Annotated in this window: 18 protein-coding genes; 6 read left to right on the forward strand and 12 right to left on the reverse strand. The window is 40.2% G+C overall.

Annotated features, from left to right (window positions below):
- Nucleotides 1–131 precede the first annotated feature (131 nt).
- From NPUN_RS18815 to NPUN_RS18825, 3 genes are all read right to left on the reverse strand, one after another.
- Nucleotides 132–752 carry a Uma2 family endonuclease gene (locus NPUN_RS18815; protein WP_012410085.1) on the reverse strand — a complete coding sequence of 207 codons (621 nt, stop codon included), beginning with the start codon at nucleotides 750–752 and terminating at the stop codon, nucleotides 132–134.
- A 240-nt stretch (nucleotides 753–992) separates the two neighbouring features.
- Nucleotides 993–1769, reverse strand: a complete 777-nt coding sequence (gene map / locus NPUN_RS18820; RefSeq protein ID WP_012410086.1) for a type I methionyl aminopeptidase — start codon at nucleotides 1767–1769, stop codon at nucleotides 993–995.
- A gap of 20 nt (nucleotides 1770–1789) precedes the next feature.
- Complete coding sequence (locus tag NPUN_RS18825; protein WP_012410087.1) at nucleotides 1790–2791, reverse strand: Gfo/Idh/MocA family protein; 1002 nt, start codon at nucleotides 2789–2791, stop codon at nucleotides 1790–1792.
- Nucleotides 2792–3239: 448 nt separating this feature from the next.
- On the opposite strand from NPUN_RS18825, the gene NPUN_RS18830 reads away from it, so the two are divergent.
- Nucleotides 3240–3539 (forward strand): ferredoxin, encoded by a 300-nt coding sequence (locus NPUN_RS18830; RefSeq protein ID WP_012410088.1) that lies wholly within the window; start codon nucleotides 3240–3242, stop codon nucleotides 3537–3539.
- A gap of 490 nt (nucleotides 3540–4029) precedes the next feature.
- Here the strand turns inward: NPUN_RS18830 and NPUN_RS18835 are convergent, their stop codons facing one another.
- Nucleotides 4030–5745 (reverse strand): SpoIID/LytB domain-containing protein, encoded by a 1716-nt coding sequence (locus NPUN_RS18835; protein ID WP_012410089.1) that lies wholly within the window; start codon nucleotides 5743–5745, stop codon nucleotides 4030–4032.
- 115 nt (nucleotides 5746–5860) lie between these two features.
- On the opposite strand from NPUN_RS18835, the gene NPUN_RS18840 reads away from it, so the two are divergent.
- From NPUN_RS18840 to NPUN_RS18855, 4 genes are all read left to right on the forward strand, one after another.
- Nucleotides 5861–6124: a ParB N-terminal domain-containing protein gene (locus tag NPUN_RS18840; protein WP_012410090.1), complete on the forward strand. Its 264-nt coding sequence runs from the start codon at nucleotides 5861–5863 to the stop codon at nucleotides 6122–6124.
- A gap of 151 nt (nucleotides 6125–6275) precedes the next feature.
- A complete protein-coding gene (locus NPUN_RS18845) occupies nucleotides 6276–6767 on the forward strand; it encodes a Dps family protein (protein ID WP_012410091.1) in 492 nt (163 codons plus the stop codon).
- Between the two features lie 154 nt (nucleotides 6768–6921).
- Nucleotides 6922–7566, forward strand: coding sequence for a nucleotide exchange factor GrpE (gene grpE / locus NPUN_RS18850; protein ID WP_083782481.1), 645 nt, complete (start codon nucleotides 6922–6924; stop codon nucleotides 7564–7566).
- Between the two features lie 697 nt (nucleotides 7567–8263).
- Nucleotides 8264–8590 (forward strand): STAS domain-containing protein, encoded by a 327-nt coding sequence (locus NPUN_RS18855; protein ID WP_012410093.1) that lies wholly within the window; start codon nucleotides 8264–8266, stop codon nucleotides 8588–8590.
- On the opposite strand, the gene NPUN_RS18860 is transcribed toward NPUN_RS18855, so the two are convergent.
- From NPUN_RS18860 to NPUN_RS18900, 8 genes are all read right to left on the reverse strand, one after another.
- Complete coding sequence (locus NPUN_RS18860; protein WP_012410094.1) at nucleotides 8591–9727, reverse strand: SpoIIE family protein phosphatase; 1137 nt, start codon at nucleotides 9725–9727, stop codon at nucleotides 8591–8593.
- Nucleotides 9728–10137: 410 nt separating this feature from the next.
- On the reverse strand, nucleotides 10138–10905 hold the full coding sequence (locus tag NPUN_RS18865) for a DUF1350 family protein (RefSeq protein ID WP_012410095.1): 768 nt from the start codon (nucleotides 10903–10905) through the stop codon (nucleotides 10138–10140).
- A gap of 288 nt (nucleotides 10906–11193) precedes the next feature.
- Entirely contained in the window at nucleotides 11194–11913 is a 720-nt protein-coding gene (locus NPUN_RS18870; RefSeq protein WP_012410096.1) for a hypothetical protein, read from the reverse strand.
- 404 nt (nucleotides 11914–12317) lie between these two features.
- Nucleotides 12318–14249, reverse strand: coding sequence for a M48 family metallopeptidase (locus NPUN_RS18875; RefSeq protein WP_012410097.1), 1932 nt, complete (start codon nucleotides 14247–14249; stop codon nucleotides 12318–12320).
- Between the two features lie 6 nt (nucleotides 14250–14255).
- Nucleotides 14256–14843 (reverse strand): LemA family protein, encoded by a 588-nt coding sequence (locus NPUN_RS18880; protein ID WP_012410098.1) that lies wholly within the window; start codon nucleotides 14841–14843, stop codon nucleotides 14256–14258.
- A gap of 272 nt (nucleotides 14844–15115) precedes the next feature.
- Nucleotides 15116–15367, reverse strand: a complete 252-nt coding sequence (locus NPUN_RS18885; protein WP_012410099.1) for a hypothetical protein — start codon at nucleotides 15365–15367, stop codon at nucleotides 15116–15118.
- A gap of 27 nt (nucleotides 15368–15394) precedes the next feature.
- Nucleotides 15395–15988, reverse strand: coding sequence for a Uma2 family endonuclease (locus NPUN_RS18890; RefSeq protein WP_012410100.1), 594 nt, complete (start codon nucleotides 15986–15988; stop codon nucleotides 15395–15397).
- A 1085-nt stretch (nucleotides 15989–17073) separates the two neighbouring features.
- Nucleotides 17074–19287 (reverse strand): phosphoketolase family protein, encoded by a 2214-nt coding sequence (locus NPUN_RS18900; protein WP_012410101.1) that lies wholly within the window; start codon nucleotides 19285–19287, stop codon nucleotides 17074–17076.
- A 189-nt stretch (nucleotides 19288–19476) separates the two neighbouring features.
- Here NPUN_RS18900 and NPUN_RS18905 point away from each other — a divergent pair, with 189 nt between their 5' ends.
- Complete coding sequence (locus NPUN_RS18905) at nucleotides 19477–20859, forward strand: cytochrome P450 (protein WP_012410102.1); 1383 nt, start codon at nucleotides 19477–19479, stop codon at nucleotides 20857–20859.
- Nucleotides 20860–21186 lie beyond the last annotated feature (327 nt).

Raw genomic sequence — 21186 nt, forward strand, 5'->3', positions numbered from 1 at the left:
TATGTTTTACTTTATCATTTAATAAATATTGATTTTTAGGTGATAAAATTCGCACTTATGTTTTTTTATTAGCTTTAAAAAGTGTAAATGTTTATCCCCAAAGAATATGACGTGTTCCTCAATCTCTAACTCTAGCGACCCGCAACAAATATCTGTTCTGCGGTCAGATTCAGGTCTGGAAACGTTTGGGAGATGAGGCGTTCTGTTCCTCTAAACTGTTGTGCTTGATAAGTTCCATCAACTAACTGATAAATCGTGATTGTAGGTTCTTTGGATAAGCCAATGTAGCGTTTGCCTCCTAGCCCTAGATAATCCGCGATCCAGTACTCCCCTATGCCTAAAGCTTCATAGTCTTCCACTTTCCGGGCATAATCATTCTGCCAATTAGTACTGACAACCTCTACTACTAACTTTACAGACTTGCCTAGTGTAATAACTGGCTCAGTTTTCCATAATGGTTCATTTGCCAAACTCGTCTGATCAAGAATTACAACATCCGGTCTAAAGGCTGAATTTTGACCTAATGGCTTAATTAGGCATTTCATAGGAATAAACCAAGGCAAGTTGAGCAGATCAATTGCTACGTTAAGCTTACGATTAATTAACCCAGCAACCTGTTCATGAAGTCCAGTGGGTTCCAAGTCGATTAGTTCTCCGTCAATTAACTCGTAGCGTATATCATCCAGATAGCCAGCAACGAATGCCTCAGAGCTAATAGTATTTGTATTAATAGTGGCTGAGACCATAGACATTTGTCCTTCCTGGTTCAGTACAAGAGCAGGTATTGCTGCTCTTGATTATTCTAACTATCTTTGATTAGGAAATTGACTAATATGCTTCAAAATCTGGAGTACATTATACAACTCATTGCTCCGGTTACAGACATCAAAAAAACTCTAATCCATAGAGCAATATTAGTTACTCTAGTGTGGCATTTTCCGCAGCAAGAGTTGGAGTTATTGTGTTAATTAAGTAGTAGAAAACCTACCAGTTTAGTAATTCTCGCCTTCAGGTAGAGTGAGAATTTCAACGCCATCTTCAGTTACAGCTAGGGTATGCTCACATTGAGCGGATAGTTTGCGATCGCGCGTTACCGCAGTCCACTTGTCGCTGAGAACTTCGACTTCGTAAGTACCTTCATTAATCATTGGCTCAATAGTAAAAACCATCCCCGGTCTCAGGCGCTTGCCTTTACCGCGAGTACCATAATGGGGAACATCCGGCGCAGTGTGGAAAATATTACTGATGCCGTGTCCAACAAAATCTCGCACTACAGAAAAGCCTTGCCCTTCAGCATACTCTTGAATAGCTGCACCAATATCGCCAATCCGTCCCCCTGGTTTCACTTCAGCAATACCCAGACGCAAACACTCTTCTGTCACCTCTACCAGCTTTCTCGTTTTTGGGGAAGGAGTGCCAACAAAAAATGTCTTGGATGTATCGCCGTGATACCCTTCAACAATGGGCGTTACATCGATATTAATAATGTCACCATCTTTGAGAATCTGCTTGGCGTTAGGAATGCCATGACAGATTACCTCATTAACACTGGTACAAATCGATTTGGGATAACCCTTATAGCCAAGAGGTGCGCTTTTTGCTCCATGTGCTTGCGTCCAACGTTCGGCTTCATCATTCAGTTCTAGAGTACTAACCCCTGGCTTCACAAACGGTTCGAGATGCTGGAGAAGTTTGGCTGCTAAACGCCCAGCTTGACGCATTTTCTCTATTTCTCGTTGGGATAAAATGACAATTAGTTCAGTTTTCATTAACTTTTATCTAGACAAATTTACATAAACATAGTGAACCCTGTCTGTGCAGCTCTTTGAGCAGCATCAGCAACCTTTAAGGTATACAAACTCTGCTCTGGGGTAACGTACAAAGGAGTGCCATCAAAAAGATGGTCTAACACCATAGCTGTGTCTTTGGCAAACAAACCCCGACGAGGGCCAACCTCTATAGGTGTTGTTTCCTCTGGCTGGATGAAAATTCCTGTGTCGCCATCAAAGACTAAACCACCTTTTTCACCGTGAACTTCAAACTTGCGTTCTGATTGCCAAATACTTTCGCCTTTGCCATAGACTACTTGGGCTAAAAGTCCACTGTTAAAGCACAGTTCACTAGTGCAGAAACAGGTTTGGTAATATTCCGGTTCTATTTCCCAATATCGCTGATGACAGTTAACAGTAAATACTGTACCAAATAAATCGATGAGGCGATGTAGGCGAGACAGGGCCCCAATTAAGGGAAAACCGAACAACTCGTGGTTATAAGTCCATTTACGGGGTGCAGGATTTTGGGGATTGATCGTGCTGTAGCGAGCATAAAACACTTCACCAATTTTGGCTAAGTTTTGCTTCAAGGCTTGATGCAAACCACCCAAAAGTTCTAGGTGTTCCACGTGCAAGAGTTTTTTTTGTGCTTTGGCTAGGGCAATCAGTTCGTCTGCTTCGACTACATCCAACGAAAGGGGATACTCTATAATTACATGTTTGCCATTGGTAAGTGCTGCACGAGCGATCGCACCATGATCTCGATTAACAGTGCAAATTACTACTAGGTCTACATCTTCACGCTCTACTAGCTCTTGCCAAGAACTCAATGCTTTAATCTGGTACTCTCTGACAAAGGCTTCTGTTTTTTCTGCGGTATGACCAACAACTGCTATTAACTGCGATCGCTCATCATGGAGCAATGCTTCAGCCCGGAACTTTGCCGCATACCCAGTACCTACCAAACCTACACGCACTCTTGCTTTTTCCAAGGCTGCTCCTGAATTATACACGATCATTCTATATAAAAACTTGGCACAAATTCATTATGTGACCTGCTTAAAAATAGGTTTTTATTAGTCTTGAAATTTTTGGAGTTGTTGCAGGAAGTTTCTTGATTTCAAACTTCTTAAGTTTTTTGATTGTCTTGACAAAAGTCGGATTTCATGGATAATAAAGCCTTGTTGCAAATTTAAATAATATCAAATTTAATCATGTTTTCTTAGCTAGAACATAGTTTTTTATTATGACAGCCCAACTAGGGCATTAAATACATAAATAAAACTTATCGGGATTAAGCAACAAAATTTCATTACTAATCGGCTTCAATTTCGAGTTACATAGTTTAATTTTTCTCGTAGTATCAGAATTGAAGCAAATATAAACTAGCGGCTAATTCTCAAGAACAGCCGCGACCTTTGCCTTAAGATAACTTATACTGCCGTTCACAAAAGAGAGGATTACTCAATGCCAACTTATAAAGTGACACTAATTAACGAGGCTGAAGGGCTGAACACAACCCTTGATGTTGAGGACGATACCTATATTCTAGACGCAGCTGAAGAAGCTGGTATTGACCTGCCCTACTCTTGCCGCGCTGGTGCTTGCTCTACTTGTGCAGGTAAACTCGTATCAGGTACCGTCGATCAAGGCGATCAATCATTCTTAGATGACGATCAAATAGAAGCTGGATATGTACTGACCTGTGTTGCTTACCCAACTTCTAATGTCACGATCGAAACTCACAAAGAAGAAGAACTCTATTAAGAGCAAAAGTAAATAGCCAAAAACCTATTTCTATTGGTGATTATAGTTGTTCAACATCAAGACTTCAGCGCTAGCCCAAGGTCTCAATGTTGCAAGACTAAACATCAATTTGTGTGTGCTTCTTAAAGCCACTTTGAAAAAAAGCCTGATTTCATGTTGAGCAGGAACACAGTAAATTTAGTGTTCCTGCTTAATTTTTTTAGTATGGATTTCCACCTCAGCAATTTTGCCTTTTGTTGACTCCTTATTCCTACCTCAAGATAGAGGCAGGATGTAGGAGGTAGAAACTTTTTCTAAACCTCATCTATGTTAAAATCTAGAGTTTTTTAAAAGATATATTTATGTAGGTTAGGTAGAGTGAAACGCAACCCAACATTACCACCTTATTTATGTTGGGTTACGGTTCTCAAGGTAGACGAAGTTTATCTAATTTTGATTCCTGTATTTTGTACCTCACTCAAAAAGCAAACTGCTGTAAAGGGCGATTAGCTTAGAGTTTAATCTCTTTGTTGAGAATTTGAATCTGAGTACCAGGATAATAAAATTGGAGAATTTTGGGACTTGACCAACCTAGTTTTGCTAGATTTTGAGCGCCAGTTTGACTCAAGCCAACTCCATGTCCTAATCCACCACCAATAAAAGCATATCCCCACAATTCTGGTTTGCCTTTATTCAGTGGTTCTAGGTAGAAAAGCGTACTCGTAGGAGCAGCAAAGGCACTGCGAACTTCGTCTTTGTGGAGAATAAAAGTGCTTTTATCAGTTTTAACCGCGAGTTCTAGGATGCGTCCACTCTCGCTTCGCTTCACGACTGCCATAGCCTGAATTGTCTTAAATTTGGCATAAGGACTGTTTTTTACCTGCAAAAATTTCTGCAAGTCCTTGATAATATCCTCTAAACGGGTTTCCTTGTGCCAACGAAAAGCATCCCATTTGCTCTCATTAAATCCCTGCTGGATATTAATAAATTTCTGGAAGTTCTTTTCATCTGCCAAACTCTGCTTAGACAAGTTCCAAAAATTAGTCGCAGCATCTAGTACAGGGCGCAAATAGGGACGATCGTCGCCATTCCAGACATCGCTGAAGGAAGCAGTAACACCACCTGTGGTGGAAGAATATAAGGCATCTACTAGTTCGTTTTTATAAGTTACTACTTTACCCCTAGTGGAGGCGATCGCTTGGTCTGTTTTAGCCGCCGCTCCATTTAGCCCATAATAAACTTGGCAGTGAGTATCGGCACACAACTGATAGTTATCTGCGGCAAACCTGCGTAAATTTCTTAAAGCATAAGTCCGGGCGAGAATTGCTTGGGCTTCTAGCGCTGCTTTCGGTGCATCCGTTCCTATTTCGTAAGGCACAACCCCACGTAAATAAGTTTCTAGAGGTACTTGGTTAACTAAAGTGTATGTGCCGTAAGCATTTGGCTGCAAATTCAGTTGTCCAGCATAAAGACGAGCATTTTCAGGTTTTTCGCTTTTATTCACCCGAATCAAGTTTTTATCAGTGCTGATTTCCAAATCATCTGGGCTATAGCGTTTACCATCTACCACCCAACTAACTTGCGGCACTTGTTTTAAAACTTTAGTATCAAGATATACTTTATCTTTAGTAGAAGCTTGGATGTTCTGCAATAGTAAGCGCCGCAATAAAGGAGTGCTATAAACATCTCGTTTAGCCCAAACTTGCCAGCGTTCTGGCTGGGCGATTTCCACTTCTATTCCCTGAGAACGCCATTTGTTAGCACTGTCTTCCGCAGTCTCAAAAGTACGGTATGTCCCTAAGACTACCATTTCTTCAACTGCTGGCTGGGGTAAAGCTTGCATAACTGTTTCCAGCTTTACAGGGTTCTTTGTCAGCAGGATTTGCTGCTTGTTGCCCGCTTGAAATTTTAGCTTTAAGCGATCGCCTTTTGTAGGTTCCAGTTGCAGTTTGACTGTGGGTTGTGAACCAAATCGCTGCACAATCCCAATTTTCAGTTCTATATCCTGGATGTTACTCTCAGGACCTGATGCAGCAGTCAGTCCCAATAAACAAAATGTCGTCAGCACAGTGTGGGAAAAACGCCAAAACAAAAATTTCATGGCTACCTGATAGCGTACCCCTACGGGAAAGCAAGCTACGCGCAGCATATCGAGCTTCTTTTGCCCCCTAATGCGGCGTTGGAGCTTATTTTCCAATTGCTTTGCAGTGCGGTCTTTTTGTCGCATGAGCGCTCCAATGATACCATTACCAGTTTTGCCCAAAATATACGTTGCAAAACGAAGTCATAATGACTATGATTTATTTAGAGACACAAAACAGAACTAGTTGGATAAACTCCTTATGGTTAGAGTCCAAGAAATTCCATTAAATCAGATAAAACGGCCATTGCCCCGTGCAAACGATCCAAATAAAGTGCAAGCCTTAATGGAATCGATTGCGGAGATTGGGCAGCAAGAACCTATTGATGTCCTAGAAGTAGATGGACAATATTATGGCTTTTCTGGTTGCCATCGGTATGAAGCTTGCCAGCGTTTAGGCAAAGAAACCGTTTTAGCCAGAGTTCGTAAAGCACCCCGTAGCGTTTTAAAGATGCACTTGGCATAGAGAATGAGAGTAGAGAGGCAGGGGAGCATGGGAGCAGGGGGCAGAGGGGGACAAGAGGGACAAGGAAAAGGAAAATAACCATGCCCAATTCCCAATTCCCAATTCCCAATCCCCAATCCCCAATTACATATAACCTAATTAGGAGAAAATTATGTCATCAAAAGTAACAGTCAAAAATGTAAATATCGGCATTGACGAGGCGAGTAGGGCTAAAATTGCCGAGGGTTTATCTCGTCTGTTGGCTGACACTTATACACTTTATCTGAAAACTCATAACTTCCATTGGAATGTAACGGGGCCGATGTTCCAAACCTTACATTTGATGTTTGAAACCCAGTATACAGAATTAGCTTTAGCGGTTGATTTAATAGCCGAGAGAATTAGAGCGCTTGGCTATCCCGCACCGGGAACCTATAGCGAATATGCCAAACTGAGTTCGATTCCAGAAACTCCTGGAGTTCCGAAAGCTGTTGAGATGATCCGCTTATTAGTGGAAGGACAAGAAGCGGTAGTTAGAACTGCACGGTCTATTTTCCCCGTGATAGAGGAAGTTAACGACGAGCCTACTGCCGATTTATTAACTCAACGGATGCAAGTACACGAAAAAACCGCTTGGATGTTGAGAAGTTTACTGGAAGAATAGGAATTAGGGAATAGGAATTAGGGAATAGGGAATAGGGCATTGGGAATTGAGAAAAAACTTAATCACCAATACCCATGCCCAATCCCCAGTCCCCAATGCCCAATGCCCACTTGCCCTGAGCGGAGCCGAAGGGATGCCCAATACCCAATGCCAAATGCCCAATACCCAAAAGTTGCAAGATTTAATGCAACAGGTGGGTATTTCTAGTTTTAAAGCACTAAGTCGAGCTGCTGGTGTTTCAGAACGGCAACTTTTACGGTTACGCCAAGGAAAGCTAGAGCAAATGCGGGTAGATGTACTGCTGAAGCTGTCACCAGTGCTACAGATGCCATTGAATGAATTAATCGCAACTTTTTCAACCGTAGAGTTATTACAAGAGAAAGCAGCGCCTAGTCAGGAATTATTACAAGAGATTACAGACTTAAGAAAAGAGTATCAGCGATCGCAGTTTCAACTAGAACAGCAGCGAGAGATATTACTACAAGAACTCCAGCAGTCAACTTTACAACTGCTGGAGTCTTTATTATTGCAATGGCCAACAGCAGCGCAGAAAGCCCAAGAGAATCCACAGCTAGCAGCAGTGAAAATAGTACCGTTAGTGCAGAAACCTCTGGAAAAGCTTTTACAGGCTTGGGGAGTGGAAGCGATCGCACCCGTGGGAGCAGAATTGCCTTATAACCCCCAACTACACCAACTGATGGAAGGAACTTCACTACCTGGAGAAATAGTCAAGGTGCGCTACACTGGCTATCTTCAAGGTGAAAAGCTGCTTTACAGAGCTAAAGTCAGTCCTGTTTGAGAGAGTTAGGGGTTAGGAGTTATAAATTCAGAACTCTTTACTTTTTGTGTTGTCTGTTGAAAAATGACAGATATTGGGAATACTAAAATTGCAGAAGCGATCGCCTCTGAGAAGTTCTGTTAAAGCGTCGGTGTGGGTTTAAGCTTACTTGGCGCTATTGAAACCGAAATTTTTAGCTCTAGAGCGGCATTCCAGAGATAAATTATTTCCATAATGTAAGTAATCGGACATAAATAAAAAAATATTTGGGAAATAATCTGAAAAGTCATAACTTCAGCTTGTAGATCAGTAGATAGCTACATCAATGGGATGGAAGTAAGTTGGCGTTAAAAATCTACATCTGTGATAAAACATAAAATCAGCGAACAGCTTGAAAATTAGTTATTCCAATGTTTTTACACAACTAAACATACATGAGTTTTATCATGCCAACTTACCAATCTTGTTATTTATAGTTAGTCTGTTGGTAGTAGAAAAAATATACTTAATTAAGCTAGTATTTTTTTTATAATTACAAAAACATCATATTTAAATATTTATAATGAATCTTCATCGATACAGATTAATTATCAATTATTACTCAATTTTTAATGTTAGATTTAGTTTTGAAAGCATTTTTAAATGCTCTATGATGGGTATATAATAGCGAAAATAGCGGCATCAGAGCATCCTTTACACAAAGAAGCGTGACATAATTATGAGAGAACAAGTAAAAGTTATTAAGCTCAGTGGTAATTTGAATGCCACAACTTCACAAGAATTTCGACAAAATATCACTGATATTTTAGAAAGTGGTGCGAAAATTGTGTTAGTGGATTTTAAAGATGTAATATTTATGGATAGTTCAGGTTTAGGAGCTTTAGTGTTAGCTTTTAAAACCTTGCGGGCAGCAGATACTAAGCTTGTTCTCTGCTCAATTAATGAGCAAGTTAGAATATTATTTGAACTTACTAATATGGATAAAGTATTTGAAATATTCCCTAGCCAAGATGCATTTAATCAGGTTTTAGTATCCAATACGTAATTAATCAAACTTAATTTGCAAAATAGATAAATCATCATCAAAAGCATCTTTGGAGTTTAGAGCGATTAAATAACTCAGTACGGGATCGAGTTGGCAATCAACAGGGTTTTGTAAGCTAACTAGTAGCTGAATAAAAGCATCCAAACTCCAAAGAGTGCCATCTGATTTAGTGATTTCATAAGCACCATCACTAAAAATGTAAAGGCTACTAAATTTTTCAATATTGCAAACCTCATCAACATATTTTGCTTCTGGAAACATTCCAACTGGCATACCGGGGGTTTTCAAGAGTTGAACATCAGACTTTCTTGGGGATAAACCAGTTATTAAAACTGCTGGCGGATGACCTGCGCTAGCATAAACTAATTGGCGGTTGATTCGATTGTAAACACCGTACCAAATCGTAAAGTATTTGTCATTTTGATAATTCATCTGGAAGGTATCATTCAAAGCCTTCAACACATCACTAGGTTGATAGTAATTCAGGCTTTTGAGCGCACGAGAACGCAGCAGATTCAGCACTGAAACTGAGGGAAGAGTAGCTTTGAGCCCATGTCCCGCAGTATCGAGTAAATAAATTGCTAGATAATCGTCATCAAGCCAATAGTAATCAAAACAGTCACCACCGAGTTGCCGCGAGGGAATGAATCGGAAATTTATATTGAAAGGTTCAGTCATAGGAAAAGGCAGCAGCGATCGCACATATTCTGCTGCTTCTGACATTTCTGATTCTAAAAGCAACTTTTGAGCCTGCAAATCTCTACTCAACTGATGCAGGCGTAACCCCGCTCTTACCCGTGCTTGTAATTCATTATGCTCGATAGGTTTGGATATAAAATCATCAGCACCAGCATCTAGACCTTTGACGCAATCGGCAACTGAATCTAAGGATGTTAATAAAATAAAGAATGTGGTGAAAAATTGGGGATCTGTTTTAATACGCTGGCAAACTTCTAGACCAGTCAACCCCGGCATGATCCAATCACAAATAATTAGTGCTGGATGGCAAGCTAGCGCTTTTTCTATTCCTTCCTCGCCACTGCTGGCAGTAACTACTTCATAACCCTGTTTTTCCAACATCCGTTTCAAAAGTATTTTTATGGAATAATCATCATCAATTATTAGTATTTGAAACATATAAAATTCTAAGAAAGACTCATTAATAATTTACTGTAAAGATAAAAAATCAAAATATAGTGTGAGCTAATTAGTTAGTAATAAAACAGTTTTCTTTTTCATAAAGTACAAAACTACGGGTTTTGATGTAGAAAGCAGAAGCTCTTTATATCTGATTTTTAGCTCTAAATTTTGTACCTTACTTACTTGCAATCTACTGTATTTCTGTATTAATAAGTAGGATAGCGTAAATAATTAAAGGTTTGCAGTAAGGGTTTTAGCCCTATTTTGTTCGCATAGCCTCTCATAGAGAAGAGAAGGCTAAAAACCCTTACTATTAACTAATATCAATATTTTTCTATTAGTTAATGTAGCTGTAATTATTCTATATTTCCCAGTCGAATTTATGACTTTTTGATAGTCATAAAACATTATGGGGGTGCAAGAGGATTCATCCACAAGAGGATAGAACTTTTTAGCTGGTTCAAGTCGCGGTATGCTTCTTGCTTGAACCATTGTCCTAATGCATCAAAAGGAGTAAAAGACGTTCCAGTTTGCCATTTAATATCTTGACCTAAAGGCGTTGTATGAGTTCCTGGTAACGTTTGTGCTGTTACCATGTCATCGAAGCGTTCTTGTAATATTTTGGTTAAAGCTGCTGATTGGTCAATGGTGTCATTACTAAACTTTATTAATAAATTGCGCCTGATATTGTAACGCTCTTGGACAAGTTTGTTAGTTTCCAACGGAGAAGGAGTAAACTCGATTTTCAAAGTAGAATTGAACTGTTCTACTAGGGGAATAGCTTCTTTGGCGGCGTAGTTGTTGAAGGATATTAAAATATTGCCTGCACGTTCTACTTTAAAGAGGCTACCAATCAGCAAGTGAAGTTTACAACCCATACTGTGTCCAAGACCATAGATGGGGAAATAAAGCTTGCGTAATGCCCCAGAATCATGTAATCGTTCCAGGGTACGGTCAAAGTTTAACAGCACGGATTTTGCGATCGCTGTATGATCCAATGTATTGACAAAAGGCGTAGCAATTACAACATAGCCTTTACTTGCCAGTTGTTCGAGTAACCAGCGATAAGTGATGTGTGGTGCAGTGGCGACAAATGCACCTCCTAAAAAATGGATGATACCTATGGGATTTCGGGGAATGATTACCCAGTTACCTCTGACTTCTTTCCAGTCCATGCCGATAAGCGATCGCTTTCTTTATATTCTTTATGTTAGACCGGGGATCGCTACCGTGGGAAGGATTATGGAAAAAGCCATCAACAATTGGTAATTAAGTTACAGTTGAGGTCTAAATTTTCATCCATAACTGGGCTATCAGAAGAGGTTTCTTAGTCTGACCTATTTTTCAATTACGAATTACGTTACTGAGTCTTGTATGCGACATACTGCTTGCGAACAAATGTCATTATGTTAGTCTAGCGAATCTCGCACAGTATCTCGTAGAGAGCATCATTACAAATTGTTTTAACCCTGAGTCTGTAATCTTTTCATTTCGTGTTGTACATCTAATGCAATCTGTAATGCTTCATTGAGCAACCTTCCATGCTCAGTGGCCTGTTCATTTACTTGCATGGCTGTTAAAGTTGCTAAATTATTGACAAATAGTTCTGTATTACTAAGGATAAAGCTCTTATTCTCTCTCAAAATTCTTTCTGTCTTCAAAGCGCGAACTAAATCAGCTTTGGTGAGATTAAGCGCTGCGAGAACACTCTCTCTTTCTTTTATCAACACTTCTGGATTCCCAGCTTCTTCTATTTGGTCATTGATATGTATCGCTCTAATTACGGTATTATATCTTTCAACATCATTTAACAGGATTTGGAGAGAGTTTGTCATATTGAGCTTGACAATTTTACTTCTCTTTTTCCAGATTAAATATAAGATGGTTTGCGTAAGACCGCCAACCCAAAGCCCTAAGATAATTAATACCATCCAGGATGGAATTGCTATCCATGATACAAATATTTTTATAAATATATCAAATAAAAGATAGCCAAAAACAAATGTAGCAAACCCAATAAAAATTACAGTAGCTCCTTCCGAACTTTTAATTTTTTGAATGTATAACTTTGTAAAATTTTTGAGAGGATTTGTAATGATTAAAAGTTGATCGTGGACAGGTAAATTAGTCAGCTTTTGCAGTTCACCCTGACTAATTTCCAAGCCCTGTAAATCATCCCGCACAGCTTTTTAATCCTTGCCAGAATAGTTATTTAATCTAATATAGCAATCAAATTTCTAGAATGCTGGCATTTTGTCTAAACTTTTTTAAGCAAGTTAATACTTCTAGGCAATGCCAAGATTTTTTGTACAATATGATACTCTTTTGCCCAAATAACTATTTGTACTATAGCAATCTTATCTGAGTTATAAAAATGAACGAGCCGCTAACGCACAGCGTCTCGTAGAGAAGAATGCCAATAAAAAACGAGAACGAAAATAAATCAATTGCTTGTAAATATAATGATAATGCAACGGGTAATTTTCCTGTGAAACAGCTATTTATAGCTATAAAAAAGAATAATAGAAAAGTCCGTTTTTGCGGACTTTCTTGTTTAGTTATAAATAATTGTGTCTCACTCGTTATATTAACTTCCCTTCGAAGAAGATTGTCTCTGTTTTGAAATGCCACGCTGAGGGTTTAAAAATGGAGGGATGGGACAGTCTAGCGTCATAGCGATCGCTCTTAGTAAATCTGCTTCTGACTGTGTAACCTTGTTATCTAATAGTACCGTGTGAGCGCAGGCATCTACAATAGCTTGCTTGAGTTTAGGGCTGGCAAGGCGGAGGCGTTCAATACTCTTCTTAAGTTCAGTAAAATTACAGCTTGGTGGCGTGTCTGGTTTTTCTTGTTCTGCGGCTTTGGGAAGCCGAAAAACCCCAGAACGAAAAGCATAGGCGATGTCTTTGGTGGACGCATCGGGTTGAGAGTGTCCAACGCGGGCAATTACGGACAGTACTAATAGACTATCTGGCCAAATCTGTTCTATGGAGGTGTATTCTACTGTTGTTGTAGATGCAGGATTTATACTAGGTTGGAGGCGATGCCATAGTATTAACTGCAACACAAAATGCCACAGCGATAAGCTTCCGGTGGCTACAGCTAAACCGTGGACACATTTGCATAGTCTTTGGCATTCTTTGGCAGAATTTTGGCGCAATACGGGTACTGCCAAATCCACAAGTGGTAAGCGAATTTTGGCATCTAACTGGCTAATTTCGCTACTCAATTCTAGAGTTTTGTCTACCAACTCAGCAGGCTGTACCTCGCGTAACCAAGCAATTTGACGTTCTTGGATCTCGATATTTTCTGTATCTAACGCTAGGGCAAAAGCGATCGCCATTGCACTTTTCTGTTCTCGCACACCCAAGTGCAGGGATTCTGGTAACTGCGATAACAGCGCTTGAGCATGGGCAAAATGCTCTGGTGTAACGCTTCCAACTTGGTTTACAACCTGTTCTGGCATGGCATTGGAACTACCAGCAAAGCCCATTGTTAGAGATTCCTGGGAAGGGGAACGCATTTGATTGCGAGATGGCATTGCTGCCAAATTACTGACGTTCAAACCCCCAATGCGACGGATACGTTCTGCCAGAGGTGGATGGGTAGAAAACATGTTGTCCCAGAAAGAGGGGTTGAGGGCATTGCCAAAAAACATGTGGCTAGCGGCTTCTGCACCAGGCGAAATCAAGCGTGAATCCATCTGTTGGAGTTTTTGGAAGACTCCGTTAAGTCCGTTAGGGTTGCGAGTGAACTGTACAGCTGAAGCATCGGCAAGAAATTCGCGTTGGCGAGAGACGGCGGCTTTAATCAGCCGTCCACACAGTAATCCGATACCGCCAATTGCCATTAGTGCCAAACCAAAAGCCCAGATAGGTAAACCCTTATCTTCCTTTCCTAAACGGAAGCTATCGCGAATTCGCCAGAGCAATTCTCCAGTTAAATAAATGAACAAAATCCCGTGCAGTAGTCCCACTAAACGTAAATTCAGCCGCATATCTCCATTGAGAATATGGCTAAATTCGTGCCCAATGACTCCTTGTAGCTCATCTCGGTTCAGGTGTTGTAAAGTCCCACGCGTAACTCCAATTACAGCATCATTGGGCGTAAATCCGGCAGCAAACGCATTAATACTGGTTTCTCTTTCCAGGAGATAAACTTCTGGGACAGAAATACCAGAAGCGATCGCCATTTCCTCGACTATATTTAATAGTTGTCGCCCTTGTTCATCTGCCATATCTGGGAGTAAGAGTCTTCCCCCCAACTCCTGAGCAATTACGCTTCCTCCTTGACGGAGACAGGCAATTTTATAGAGGCTTCCCACTGCGATCGCAATTATTGTAATCCCAGCCACGTAGAGAAATATCCCTGGATGCCACCAAACACGGGGAGCCATGCGGAACAGAAATAAAGCGGCAATATAAATCGCCATAATCATGACTGCGATCGACAGGGAAAATAATCCAATTAATTGTTGCGTGTTTTGGCGTGCCCGATCCTGATGTTCAAAGAAATTCATAGATACCTAAAAAGACACGCGTGGAGCATTTCTCATTTCTGGAGTCGCTTCGGCGAGCAATTCTGCAACAGTAAAGTTAAAAGTATTTGCCACAAGATTGCTGGGGAAAGATTCGCTTTTGGTGTTGTAAAGTGTCACCGCGTCATTAAAAGCCTGACGTGCAAAAGCAATCCGGTTTTCGGTGGAAGATAATTCTTCCATTACCTGAGTCATGCTGCGATCGGCTTTCAATTCTGGATAAGATTCTGAAAGTACCATCAACCGACTTAACGCACCTGTTAGCGCTCCTTCAGCATTGCCCAACTGCTGCATCGCTTGAGGATCGCCGGGATTTTGTGCAGCACGACTGCTAGCATTAATTGCAGAATTCCGAGCTGCAATCACTGCTTCTAAAGTTTCCCGCTCATGTTTCATGTAACCTTTGGCAGTTTCCACCAAGTTGGGAATTAAGTCATAGCGGCGCTGTAATTGAACATCGATTTGAGAGTAAGCATTTTTGTAACGGTTGCGATACTTGACTAAATCGTTGTAGGCATTAATGATAATTAGAGCAACAATGGCAACTAAAGCAACAGAAAATATTAAAAGCCCCATATTTTTAGATTATTTCAATCAGGTACTTACTTTATATCCAGCAAAATTTGTGTGGATATAAAGATGAGTCTACTTTTAACAAGTTGGCTTCGTCGTCTGTAAAATTAGTTACGCAAATTTACTGGTGTACGATTTTTTAAATAACCGCAGAGGCGCAGAGAACGCAGAGAGAAATAATTTCCAACAATTCCAAATTGTTTGTGAATATCATATCTCTTTTCTCTGTGTACTCTGCGCCTCTGCGGTTGATTAAAAATTGTAGTCAGAGTAAGTTACCCATGAATATGAAGAAATAGGGAATAACCACTGGCAGCAAAAATAAAAAGGATAGCCGCAGGAAAAATTACTACATCCCTGACAATAAATAAAATCCAGTCTTTTCTTAGTTCTTGTTTAAACTTGAGTTCTCGCAGCTTTCGCTCAAGTTCTATATCTTCTTGTGACTGCAAATTTTCAGGTGAGATAATTAATGGATTTTCGGCTTTGTTGGCAATCATTTTTGATAAATCTGTTCTATCTGTCATGCTGTTTAGATGCCATTAATTAAAAGATTATTGCCGAATTCCTTTGATAAACTCTGTTCTTGCTTCAATTATTGAAGGCATTAAAACACAACATACTAACAAACTTATATCTAAGTCTGGCAGTAATTGGCTTTGAGAAATTTGCTCATAGTTATTATTAGTGAGGTGATATACAGATATTTGATTATTTTCCCAAAACCAGACTTCAGTAATGTTAAAACGCTTATATTTTTCTAACTTATCTATACTGCCACTAGTAATATTTACTTCAATTGCTAGATCGGGGTTTTCTTTCTTTTCCCCTAAATAATAAGATTCATCAGGTTCAAAGGAAGCTCCCTTTTCTTTTGCTCGACGAGTAGCGCTACCTACAGGGATAAAATTTATACCTTTTTCAAAAAAGTAAAGCGCTAAAAATATAGCAATCACACTTTTAATAGCTTCATGTTGTTCACCAAGAGTCATAAATTCCACACACCCATCAAGATAAGTTATCCGCAAACCTGGCGCATCTGCTGTTAATGCTTCAAGTTTCTCAAATTCTTCCCAAGTGTAATGGCCAGGTAGGAGAAAACGCTGTTCTTCGAGAGTAGTGATTTGGTCTATGGTTTGTGGAGTCATATAGATATCAGTATCGAGTAAAATAGTTCACAAGCTATAATTGCGATCGCATCTATTTTTGATGTAAATTTTTTTCGAGTTCAAACATGAAATAACTCACCCAAAACTTAACTTCTACATTGAGGGAAATTTTAGCTACGACCCTATTATAGACTACTTTTTAAGTTGAGTGATTTGACGCGATCGCGCCTGATAAATTAATGTAAATATTGGAATGTATACTTCCTAAATTTATCCTCTTGAGTGCCTAACGATTGAAGCGGTGGCTAAAGGCATACATCCAAATAATACTTTAAAGCTTAAAATATATTTTAGTTTATGCGAGACGCTAGAGAAAATGAGCATTGAAGAAATTATTATAGACAAGGTAAGAATATTACCTCCTGATAAGCAACAATAGGCATTAGATTTTGTATAATTTTTACTTGTGATTAACATATATTTTAAATTTGATTAATAATTAAAGCCACATATCTACACCATAACAATTAATTGATAGCAGCGAAAATATGTGGTTTAAAAATCCTTAATACACTAACACGCTCGCACCTTTCCTCAACCCTCCACAGCCAATCCAATTAAACACCACATTTTCTATAGAAATATCGCGTTTCATCCTGGCTTGTGAATTAAGTTTTGAACTCGTAAACTAGCTTTTGCGACATGAAAACCTGCTTTTGCGACTTGAAAAGTAGCTTTTGTGACTTGAAAAGTAGCTTTTGCGACTTGAAAAGTAGCTTTTGTGACTTGAAAAGTAGCTTTTGCGACTTGAAAAGTAGCTTTTGTGACTTGAAAAGTAGCTTTTGCGACTTGAAAAGCAGCTTTTGCGACATGAAAACCTGCTTTTGCGACATGAAAAGCAGCTTTTGTGACATGAAAAGCAGCTTTTGTGACTTGAAAACCTGCTTTTGCGACTTGAAAAACTGTTAATGTTAAAGAATTTCAGCAAATCTAACCACATTTATTTATAAAGTAATCTCAATGCCTTAGAAGTTCTCATAAAAAAACGCAAATATACGCATTAAACGCAATTTTTCAGCATTCTCATACGTATATTTGCGATAAAATAAAAGACAATCGCAGTTTTAATGCACTAACGCGCTCGCACGTTTTGTCAACGCTTCAGCAGTCAATCCATTAAATGCCATTAACTCACCAGCACTAGCTGTAGTTTCGCCACGCTTCCATGCAAAGGTGTCGCGCTTGGCTGTACTCCGTAACAGAATTGGTTCCAGCATCCCCGCCGCACCACCTGTCACAGCAATTAGCGCATCGCCATCAAACAATTCGGCAAATTTCGCATCATCTAAGAAACCGCCTTCGGGTTCTGAACAGGTATCCCATGCAGTATCATGAGGACGATACAATTGCCGAGGATTGATTACAGAAATAATTTTGGCACCAATACCTTCAGTTTCCAAAAAAGCCGCAGCTTCAAATACTGGCATTAATGTCATATCACCAATTACAGTAAATACAACTTGTTTATCACCAGCGATTTCATGTAATAACACTGCACCATCGCGCAACCCTTGACGAGTTTGTTCTAAAGTTGTCCGAATTGGTAACGGCGATTTACTTGCAGTAATTACAATTCCCTTATTCTTAGTTTTCAAAGCCCACTCATAACAGGCTTGAATACTATTAGCATCGGGGGGAAATAATGGGAAAACATTTCCATTTCGCATCAATGAAGCAAAGTAAGCTTCAATTTCTGGACGTTGGTGAGTCCAACCGTTACGCCCTTGCTCTAATGCGCCTGCTGTGAATAAAGTAATAGTCGAGGGAGTTTGACGGCGCAATTCTGCCATTGATTGGGTTACAGTTTGCCAAATTGGTAATCCGTTGATAGCAAAAGATTCGTAAGAACACCACAAAGTTCTCGCACCCATTAACGCTAAACCCGCAGCTAAACCGGCACAAGCATCTTCACTCAATGGTTCATAAACTTGTCCATTTGGTGCTTGATTATATAAGTCGTCGGTTGTGGGGTGGATAATCTTTAATGCTTGGTTGATATTGGCAATTCCTGATGCTTCGTTACCGTCGGCGTTGGTGACGAGGAAATTTCGATCTTTATTCCCAACAATTCCTACCAATCGTCCCATTGCGGTTGTGGAAACTTTGGCTTCACCTCCAACTGCATATTCTTCTAAAGGTAATTCGCCTAATTCTGGTAATGGTAATTCAAATTCCGTAACTACAGTTTTCGCTGCTGGGCCACCGCCTGCGCGTTCGGCATTTGTTCTGACTAATTGCCAAGCTTCCGCAGACAAAGCACGGGTTTGCAATGCACTAATAATATGTGGCGCATCTAGCGTATCTTTAGGATACAAATTGTGAGATTTTGCACCCCGCGCGTGGACTCCTGCACCTTTGAGTTGTTTAATAATGAAGACGGTAAGTTTACCACCCAAAGCCGATCGCGCTGCTTTATCTACACCCGAAAGTACTGCTTGAGTAAATGCTAGGCGTTTCTCAAAGGAAAAGGCGGTGCTATCAACGTAATCCCCTGGCTGATCTCGATCGTCAAAGTCTTTGGCATCCACTAACACGACTTCATCAAAACCATTACCTTGCCAATATGCTTGCATCTGTTCATTGGTTTTCAGAGAAACCATGCTGTGATGTTCTTGGCTGTAACCGTTCCACACCAACACCGGTAAGAAGTTGGTGACAGCAGGATAAGCAGTATGGAAGTGAGCGATCGCACTTACAATATAAGGCTCACCCAATCCACCATCACCAACTGTAAAGGGGAATAACTTATCTTTGTGCAGGAGTGCTGCCGCCATTGCAAAGTGTTGTCCTTGTCCCAAAGGCCCAGCCGGTGCAAGAATACCGGGAATGAACCCAGAAAGGTGTCCTAAAAGTCCGTGTTTTTCTCGGAAGCGATCGCGCAATTCTTGGACTGTAAAAATTCCCATGTCCTCTAGCGAACGATCCAAGAACATGGCACTATAAAATCCGGGGGCGTGGTGTCCGACTTCGGTAATAATGTTCTTGTATCCCAGCATGACAAGAGATGCGTAAGCTTCCGCTTGGCTGGCGAATCCGCCGGGATGCCCAGAAGCCTTACTAGCGGTAACTTGCAAAGTCAGGTAGCGCAGGGCATCGGCAGCTAGTAAAGTTTGATATACAGCTGCTTTGTCTGTGGGAGATGCGATCGCTATTTTGCCCGACTCGATAGCAGGTGTTGCACCATAAGTTTCAAAATCTGGTAACGCTTCACCAAAATATTGAATTCCTTCAGAAAAATTGGGAAGCGCTGAAGATGCTTTTGGAGAGATTGCAGTCATGCTGAGTACCTTGTGACGATGAGATGAAACTGTAGATGCTCGTTGAATTTAACAAAAATTTTACATCTTTCAGGCTGTAACAGTTTATTGCTTTTTTGTACCCTCAGTATAAGTAACTTCAATCAACAGAAATTTATAAGTTGCAGTTAGTTAAAGTAGGAACAAGACATAAAGTAACAAAAGAATTTTATGAAATTACCAAAAGGCCCGCAAAGCCCAGCAGTTTTACAGATGCTACGCTGGATTACTAGCCCCATGTCATTTATGGAAACTTGTGCCAAAAGATATGGGGATATGTTCACCATCAGGTTAGACAGCAAATCTCCGCCACTGATATTTGTCAGTAAACCTGAAGTGCTAGAGCAGATTTTGACAAACGATATCAAGGGGTTAGAAGCACCTGGTGATACAAATCTGGTGTTTGAATCTTTGCTTGGTAAGCATTCTGTGATTACCATCAGTGGTGCGGAACACCAACGCCAACGGCAGTTGTTATTGCCACCTTTTCACGGTGAAAGAATGCGAAGCTATAGTCAAATAATTAGTGATATTACCGAGAAAGTCATTAGCCAATACCAGATAGGGCAACCCTTCAATATCCGGTCTGTTACCCAAGCTATTACCCTGCGAGTGATTATGCAAGCTGTGTTTGGACTAGATGAAGGCCCACGCGCCGAAAAATTACAGCATTGTTTGGCTGAAATGCTGGAAAAAGGAAGTTCTGTGTTGAGTGCCGCTTTGCTTTATTTTCCAGCTTTGCAAAGGGATTTTGGCCCGATTAATTTCTGGGGAAAGCAGATGCGCCGACAGCAGGCAGCTGACAAACTTATATACGAAGAAATTCGAGAACGTCAAGAACAACCAGACCCATCACGCACAGATATCCTCAGCTTACTCATGGCAGCTAGGGATGAAGCAGGTCAACCAATGACTGATGAAAAGTTACGCGATGAATTAATGACTCTGTTGGTCGCAGGCCATGAAACCACAGCAACAGCCTTAGCATGGGCATTTTACTGGATTCAAAAAATACCAACAGTACGCCAAAAGTTACTGAAAGAACTAGATAGCTTGGGTGATAACCCTGACCCCAGCACCATTTTTAAATTACCCTACCTCAACGCTGTTTGTTCCGAAACTTTGCGAATTTACCCAGTAGCGATGCTGACTTTTGCCAGAGTAGTCAGAACTCCTCTATCTTTGGGTGGCTACGAACTTGAACCAGGTATAGGTGTTATTGGTTCAATTTACTTGACCCACCACCGAGAAGATTTATACCCCGAACCTAAGCAGTTTAAACCAGAACGCTTTTTAGAACGGCAATTTTCTCCCTATGAATATTTACCTTTTGGGGGTGGTGCAAGGCGCTGTATTGGTCTAGCATTTGCCCAGTTGGAAATGAAGCTAGCACTCGCCAAAATCCTTTCCACCCGTGAATTAGAACTAGTTGACAATAGTGAAGTACGACCTAAACGCCGTGGTTTAGTGACAGGCCAAGATCGTCCCATCCAGATGGTTGTCACCAGCCAACGTCAGGTGAAGTTTCCTATCCTACAGACAGCCACTGTTTGATGTTGAGGGCTTTGATGGTTGCGTTCAAGGAACCTTCAACTTTCATCTATATATTTAGATAGATTTTCAATGCTTTTAATTAATCCCCCATAGTCCTCTTTTAAGGAGGTTTATGGGGGATTTTAATATATTGCAACTGTAAAAAGAATGAGTTTTAAGACTGAGTACATATAGCAATACCAAATCTTTTAACATCACCAAAAGACGTAGTTTTCGTGGATATATCCCACAATAATTAATTAAGCTTCTTCTATAAATACCTCTAAAAATTTGGTAAAAAAATATTATTATCTTTGTAAAAATTCATGTTAATGCTTTGTAAGCATG

Origin of the sequence: Nostoc punctiforme PCC 73102, from assembly GCF_000020025.1 — a bacterium.
Lineage (GTDB): Bacteria > Cyanobacteriota > Cyanobacteriia > Cyanobacteriales > Nostocaceae > Nostoc > Nostoc punctiforme.

Coding starts and splice junctions, on each gene's coding strand:
- NPUN_RS18885 (WP_012410099.1), bottom strand. CDS start 15,367: ATGACAGATAGAACAGATTTATCAAAAATGATTGCCAACAAAGCCGAA.
- NPUN_RS18825 (WP_012410087.1), bottom strand. CDS start 2,791: ATGATCGTGTATAATTCAGGAGCAGCCTTGGAAAAAGCAAGAGTGCGT.
- NPUN_RS18835 (WP_012410089.1), bottom strand. CDS start 5,745: ATGCGACAAAAAGACCGCACTGCAAAGCAATTGGAAAATAAGCTCCAA.
- NPUN_RS18840 (WP_012410090.1), top strand. CDS start 5,861: ATGGTTAGAGTCCAAGAAATTCCATTAAATCAGATAAAACGGCCATTG.
- NPUN_RS18855 (WP_012410093.1), top strand. CDS start 8,264: ATGAGAGAACAAGTAAAAGTTATTAAGCTCAGTGGTAATTTGAATGCC.
- NPUN_RS18845 (WP_012410091.1), top strand. CDS start 6,276: ATGTCATCAAAAGTAACAGTCAAAAATGTAAATATCGGCATTGACGAG.
- map (WP_012410086.1), bottom strand. CDS start 1,769: ATGAAAACTGAACTAATTGTCATTTTATCCCAACGAGAAATAGAGAAA.
- NPUN_RS18890 (WP_012410100.1), bottom strand. CDS start 15,988: ATGACTCCACAAACCATAGACCAAATCACTACTCTCGAAGAACAGCGT.
- NPUN_RS18875 (WP_012410097.1), bottom strand. CDS start 14,249: ATGAATTTCTTTGAACATCAGGATCGGGCACGCCAAAACACGCAACAA.
- grpE (WP_083782481.1), top strand. CDS start 6,922: ATGCCCAATACCCAAAAGTTGCAAGATTTAATGCAACAGGTGGGTATT.
- NPUN_RS18905 (WP_012410102.1), top strand. CDS start 19,477: ATGAAATTACCAAAAGGCCCGCAAAGCCCAGCAGTTTTACAGATGCTA.
- NPUN_RS18830 (WP_012410088.1), top strand. CDS start 3,240: ATGCCAACTTATAAAGTGACACTAATTAACGAGGCTGAAGGGCTGAAC.
- NPUN_RS18865 (WP_012410095.1), bottom strand. CDS start 10,905: ATGGACTGGAAAGAAGTCAGAGGTAACTGGGTAATCATTCCCCGAAAT.
- NPUN_RS18880 (WP_012410098.1), bottom strand. CDS start 14,843: ATGGGGCTTTTAATATTTTCTGTTGCTTTAGTTGCCATTGTTGCTCTA.
- NPUN_RS18815 (WP_012410085.1), bottom strand. CDS start 752: ATGTCTATGGTCTCAGCCACTATTAATACAAATACTATTAGCTCTGAG.
- NPUN_RS18900 (WP_012410101.1), bottom strand. CDS start 19,287: ATGACTGCAATCTCTCCAAAAGCATCTTCAGCGCTTCCCAATTTTTCT.
- NPUN_RS18860 (WP_012410094.1), bottom strand. CDS start 9,727: ATGTTTCAAATACTAATAATTGATGATGATTATTCCATAAAAATACTT.